Source organism: Streptomyces sp. NPDC050732, assembly GCF_040654255.1.
Classification (GTDB): Bacteria; Actinomycetota; Actinomycetes; order Streptomycetales; family Streptomycetaceae; genus Streptomyces.
Window position 1 is genome coordinate 1 of record NZ_JBFAHP010000074.1, and the last position, 6,822, is coordinate 6,822.

The following is a 6,822-nucleotide window of genomic DNA, read 5'->3' on the forward strand; positions in this document are numbered from 1 at the left end:
TCAAAAAACATTTTTGGGGTTTTTATTATCCGCATTCGGCCCCGGCCCCCGCCACAAGTAAACCTGGGTGGTGGGTTTTGTTTTTCTTTGGTTAGCCCGCGGGCCTGCCCCGGGCGCGGGGCCGCGGGTAGGTGGGGCTCCGCAGCATGCGCCTGCGACTCTACGTAGACCATCAAGTGGGTTGATTCCGCACTCTCCTGACCATCCTCGGCCTGAACTCAGAGCCTCAAACAGCCCATAGACCAGCAAGAAGAACTTTGCGGTTCACCCTGTCGGGGCGTACACGCCAGGCCATCGACGTGACGGTTGGCGAGATTTGTTCTACGACAGGATGCTGCCGTACCTGCATCTCGAAGAACGCGCCCCCGACGCCACCCTCATCCACGACTACCGGCGCTGGTATCCCGGGACTTCACCCAACATCTCGTAATCGGACGTGCTGGACGCTCAGCCGATCGGGGCCTAGCATTCACGGAAGGTCTCGTTCTCCAGACCCCGACCTCGATCATGCCCTCATGACCCTTTAGCTCGAGTTGGCAACGCCCCTCGCTAGGGTTCACATCGAGTTGCGAGCGGGCAGGCCAGACGCTGTCCGATGGCTGAGCGGCTGCTCGGATCTCCCGAGTCCACCGGAGCTCCAGGGTTGAACACCCTACGGAGGAGATGTTGACGTCCAGCTCTGCAGAAGCATCCGACGAGGTAGTCATCCTCACGCCGGCGGAGGCGGAGGCGGCGGCGGAGTTGGCCACATCCCTGGCTCAACGCTACTCGTCGATCGATGATGAGGATCTTCTGTGCGACTTACCCTTCCATGCGTCGAAGCTGCCACTGCGGGCACAGCGTTTTCTCCGCCGTTTTGCGCTTGCCGACAGACGCGGCTTCTGCATCGTAAAGGGCCACGTGATGGATGTCGCGCGGATTGGACCCACCCCAGCGGACTGGCGAGGTTTGGCACGCCCAGGGCCCGAGTTCCCCGAGGAAATCCTACTTCTGCTGTACGCGGCGCTGCTTGGTGAGCCGTTCGGTTGGGCCACGCAGCAAGATGGTCAGCTCGTCCACAACACCTTCCCGATCAAGGAGCACGAGTACGAGCAGCTCGGCTCGGGCAGCAAAGAGCCGCTGACGTGGCACACGGAGGACGCCTTCCACCCGTACCGGGGCGACTATCTCATCCTGGGGTCACTGCGAAACCCGGACCGTGTCGCGACAACCGTGGCTGAACTGGATGTTTCAGCATTGTCTCCGGAAGATCTGGACCTCCTCTTCCAGGAGCGGTTTCGGATCGTCCCGGACGAGTCACATCGACCTAGGAACAACTCCCCGGTGTGTGCCTCCGACCGGCGGCGCTTCGCGAACATCGAGCGTTTCGTCACGGACCACCGGCCGGTGGCGGTGCTCTTCGGATCGCCGACCGATCCCTACCTGCGGCTCGATCCCTACTTCATGGAGATTCCCGAGGAGGACTTGGACGCCAACCGCGCGTTCCGAGCTCTCGTCGAGGTCATAGATCGCAATCTCCGGAACATAGTGCTGGAGCAGGGTGACTTTCTTTTCGTGAACAACCACCGCGCCGTGCACGGTCGAGTGCCCTTCACCGCCCGATACGACGGCACTGACCGCTGGTTCAAACGCGTCAACGTGACGGCTGACCTACGGAAATCTCGGGACATGCGCGCAACGGCCGCCTCCCGACTGATCGGATAGACGATGTTGTCTGGGTTGACCAACCTCGCCGCGTCCTCGGAGCTACGCGGCGGGGACAGTTGCTTGGGCTTGAGGGCCCTGACCTTCATCGCTTGGTCACACCAGGCACGATCCTGCGCTGGCATCGTCGACTGGTCGCTAAGAAGTGGACTTCCCCCCTATTTCCGCCATGTTGCGGCGTCGTCACCGCAACACGGAGGATCAGAAATTCTTGCTCAGCGCTCCAGTCCACGCCCGCCGATTACCACCGCGGCTGCAGGAGTACGTCGACGTGTTCCGGCGGCATGAATCGGGCTACGGCGTCACTGCAGGACACCCAGTCGACGATGACGTGATTGGCGCGACTCCGGCCGCTGGGACCAGCTCCCTTCTCCATGTTGGTTGGGCGCAAGAACAGGACGGCAGGGTCATCCACGACGTACTGCCCATCAAGGAAGACGGGAGTAATCAGTTGAGCAGCGCTCCAGACGTTCCAGTGGGCTGGCACGCCGAGTACGCATTTCGCTCATTTCACCCGGAGTCGGTCCTACCAGCCCGTATCTGTAACCCCACAGAAAAGGCCACGACGGTAGCCAGGGCCGATGGCCTAGAGCTGGTCGAACGCGCAGTCGCCTTCCATGGGAAGTTGCGAGGTCAATGTGGGGACCTGCTCAGCCAAATCCTGGGAGGACACTGTGCTCTTTAAACCAGCTCCTCTTGAAGACTGGCTGCGCGACTACTACTTCGAGGCGTCGATAGACATCAGCTCTAGCGGGGTAGAGCCGTATAGCTTCGCACAGCTCCGCTCGCTACTCGGGATGGAGCCAGAAGAGTTGGACCGCGTCTCGTTCAGAGACAGCCCATCGGCCGGCTCGTTAGAGCTCCGGTCGCTCATCGCGAGCCGGTGGGGTTCGGGGGCGCCGTCGGAGGTGATCGTTGCCAACGGATCGACGGAGGCTCAACTTCTGGTATTTGCCTCGATCCTTGGCCCGGGTGATGAAGTGATCGTCGTTGAGCCCGCATACCACTCGCTGGTTGCGACCGTGGATGCCCTCGGCTGCCGTGTCCGGCGATGGCGTCTGCGACCCGAAGAGCAGTTCCAACCTGATCTCGAAGAGCTGCGGCGGCTCGTCACCGCACGCACCAAAATGATCGTCGTCAACTTTCCGCACAACCCGACTGGCGTCACTTTGACTCACGCGGAGCAGCGTGAACTAGTGGAGATCGCGCAGCGGTATGGCTCCTATCTGCTCTGGGACGGCGCGTTCGAGGACCTTATCTACGATGCGTCGCCCCTCCCGGCCGTCTCTATACTTTACGACCGGGGAATCAGTTTTGGGACCCTATCGAAGTCGTACGGGTTGCCTGGCTTGCGGCTGGGTTGGGCTATCGGCCCGCCGGAATTCCTAAAGCACTGTGTGACGACACGCGACTACACCACCTTGGCATTGTCTCCCCTCGTTGAGTTCATAGCCCGTCAGGTAGTTACCTCGGCGGATCGCCTGCTCCTTCCTCGGCTGCAGATGACGGCCCGCAACCGTGAAGTCGTCGACGAGTGGATGGATGCGCACCAACGAGTTCTCTCGTACGCGCGGCCGGCGGCCGGTGTGGTCGTATTCCCCCGACTCCGCTCAATACCAGATACGACAGCGTTCTGTCATCGACTTATGCGGGAGCACGGGGTCCTGCTTGTGCCCGGTGAATGTTTTCACCATCCCGGCCATGTGCGACTCGGTTTCGGTGGCGACAGCGTCGATTTGGCCAGAGGACTGGACGCGTTCTCCGAACTGCTCTTGGAAAGCGAGGGCTCGTCATGACAGATGGGCCATCGTGGCGGCAGGGTCAGCAGCTGGAGTCCGCCGAGCGTGCTGCCTCCGAGGGGCATCTGAGGACCGCTCTGCCGCCGGAGGTCACTGGACCGTTGTTGAGCAGCGTCCCGGCTGCGTTCCACGGCGGGGTTAACGACGTCTTGCTCACCGCGCTCGCGCTCGCGTTGGTCCACGGGCGCCACACCAGCGAGAACACCGGGTCCAACTCCAGTGCAGTGCTGGTGGACGTGGAGGGCCACGGCCGTGAGGAGGGCATCACCGAGGGGGTCGACCTGTCGCGCACCCTGGGCTGGTTCACCAGCTTGTACCCGGTCCGTCTAGACCCCGGGGCGTTGTCCTGGGACGAGGTCCGCGCCGGTGGGCCGGGACTGGGACAGGCGGTCAAACGGGTCAAAGAACAGCTCCGCGCGCTGCCTGATCACGGGATCGGGTATGGCCTGCTGCGCTATTTGAATCCCCACACCGGCCCGGTGCTCGCCGCCCTGCCCGGCCCGCAAGTCTGCTTCAACTACCTGGGCCGCTTCCCCACCCTCGCGACCACCGGGGCCGGAACCACTGAACCGGGGGATGCTGGGTGGGTGGCGGCCCCCGAGGCCGAGGTCCTGGACGGTGACACCGATCCCGGCATGGCGCTGACCCACGGGGTGGAGATCAACGCGGTGGTCCGTGACTACCCCGACGGCCCGCGGTTGGAGGTGGTGTGGAGCTGGGCCCCGGGAATCTGGTCTCGATCCGACGTTGAGCGGCTGGCCGAATACTGGTCCCAGGCGCTGCACGCCCTGGTCACCCACACCACCCAACCCGGTGCAGGCGGGCACACCCCCAGTGACTTCCCCCTGCTGAAACTGACCCAGCACCAGGTCGATCACCTCGAGACCATCAGCCCATCAGGTGTGGCCGACGTACTACCACTGTCCCCCATGCAAGAAGGACTGCTGTTCCACACGCTCTATGACCCCCACGGCCCCGACGTGTACATGCTGCAAACCGTCTATGACTTGCACGGTCCCCTGGACACCGCGCGGCTGCGCGCCGCAGTGGCAGGCCTGTTGGAACGCCACCCTAACCTGCGTGCCGGCTTCTACCGCCTCGACTCCGGAGGGGCCGTGCAACTCATCCCTCGCCACGTCACGCTGCCCTGGGAAGAGAGCGACTTGCGGGGGCTGGACGTGGCCGAGGCCGAGGCCCAGGTGGCGTGGTTAACAGCCGACGATCGTGCCCGCCGCTTCGACCTGTCCTGCCCGCCACTGCTGCGCTTCACCCTGCTCCATCTGGGCTCCGGACACAGCCGCCTGTTCATAACCAACCACCACATCCTTCTGGATGGCTGGTCGATGCCGGTCCTGATCCGGGAACTGTTCACCCTCTACGCCAGCCGGGGTGACACCAGCGTGTTGTCGCGGGTTACTCCTTACCGGGACTACCTGGCCTGGCTCACGCGACAGGATCAAGCAGCAGCCGAAGGGGCCTGGCGCCACGCGTTGAGTGGCCTAACCGGACCCACCCGGTTGGCTCCGGTCGATCCCCACCGGGCACCAGTGATTCCGCAATGGATCACCCTCACGGTCCCCACTGAGCTCGCCAGTGCCTTGCACGACCAAGCCCGCCGCCACGGTCTGACCCTGAACACCATCATGCAAGCCGCGTGGGCTGTCGTGCTGGGCCAGCTGAGCGGAGGCCGCGATGTGGTCTTCGGAGCGGTGGTCTCCGGACGGCCCCCTCACCTCGCTGGGGTCGAAACCATGATCGGGCTGTTCACCAACATGGTGCCAGTCCGGGTACAGCTGAACCCCGCCGAGACGCTGATTACCATGCTCACCCGACTGCAACACGAACAGTCGCACCTGACCACTCATCAGCACCTCGGGCTCACCCGAATCCACCACCAGACCGGATTTGGTGAACTGTTCGACACCGTCATGGTGTTCGAGAACTACCCCCTCACCCACGACACTCTCCCCAGCCCCGACACCGGACTGCGGATCACCCCCCTCGACGACCACGATGCCACCCACTACCCCCTGGGCCTGGTCGTCTGCCCCGGACCTGGCAACCTACGGCTACGGCTGGACTACCGGCCCGACCTGTTCGAGCGGGCGAGCATCGAAAATCTCGCCGCCCGACTGATCCGTCTCCTCGAGACGGTGACCGCCAACCCGAACCAACCCCTCGGGACGGTACAACTCCTTACCCCCACCGAACGCCACCAGATCCTGGTGGAATGGAATGACACCACCCACCCCATGCCCACCGTGGCGTTACCGGAACTGTTCGAACAGCAAGTAACCCGTAGCCCACACAACACCGCCCTCGTATTCCAGGACACCACCCTGTCCTACGCTCAGCTCAACACCAAAGCCAACCAGCTCGCCCGCCTCCTCATCAGACGCGGAATCGGTCCCGAGCAATTCATCGCCCTAGCCCTACCTCGCTCCGTCGACATGGTCGTGGCGATCTTGGCAGTACTCAAAGCCGGGGCCGCCTACCTCCCCTTGGACCCCGACTACCCCCACCAGCGCATCACCTTCGTACTCGCCGACACCGCGCCCGCCCTGCTGATCACCACCACAACCACAGGTCTGCCCGACACCCCCGGTCTGCCCCGGCTCATCCTCGACGCCCCCGACACCGTGGTGATGTTGGACGAACACACCGACACCGATCCCACCGACGCCGACCGCACCGCACCGCTGCTTGCCGCCCATCCCGCATACCTCATCTACACCTCGGGCTCCACTGGTCGACCGAAGGGCGTGGTGATCCCGCACCGGGCGGTGGTCAACCGCATGCTGTGGATGCAGGAAGCCGTACCGCTGCACGAGCGTGACACGGTGCTGCACAGGACGTCATTCACGTTCGATGCCTCGGTATGGGAGTTGTTCGCGCCGTTGATCGCGGGGGCGCGGATGTTGCTGGCGTCCCCCGAGACCCAGCGTGATGTGAGTGCGCTGGCTCGGTTGGTCGCGCAAAACAACGTCACTGTGATGGAGGTGGCGCCCTTCTTGCTGGCCCCGCTGCTCCAAGAACCAGCCGTGGAGGGCTGGCACGCGTTGCGGCGGCTGTATGTCGCCGGTGAGGCCTTTGCCGGCCACCTCTTGATGCAGTGCCGTAGCCGCCTGGGCTCGACTGCCATATACAACCTTTACGGTCCCACCGAGACCTGCGTCGATGCCACCCTCTACGCGTGCCAGGACAGTGACGCCACGACCACGATCCCGATTGGTCAGCCGGTTTTTAATACGCGGGTGTATGTGCTTGACAGCAATCTCCAGCTGGTGCCGCCTGGCGTGGTGGGTGAGTTGTATATCGC

3 protein-coding genes are annotated in these 6,822 nt (G+C 63.5%); all 3 read left to right on the forward strand.

Going from position 1 to position 6,822, the window contains the following annotated elements:
• Window positions 1–663 precede the first annotated feature (663 nt).
• Window positions 664–1,704: an arginine beta-hydroxylase, Fe(II)/alpha-ketoglutarate-dependent gene (vioC, locus tag AB0H82_RS36205; protein ID WP_362999797.1), complete on the forward strand. Its 1,041-nt coding sequence runs from the start codon at window positions 664–666 to the stop codon at window positions 1,702–1,704.
• Between the two features lie 674 nt (window positions 1,705–2,378).
• Complete coding sequence (gene vioD / locus AB0H82_RS36210; protein ID WP_362999798.1) at window positions 2,379–3,500, forward strand: capreomycidine synthase; 1,122 nt, start codon at window positions 2,379–2,381, stop codon at window positions 3,498–3,500.
• Window positions 3,497–6,822 (forward strand): condensation domain-containing protein (locus AB0H82_RS36215; protein WP_362999799.1); only part of this gene is annotated, 3,326 nt, incomplete at its 3' end. The genes vioD and AB0H82_RS36215, both read left to right, overlap by 4 nt.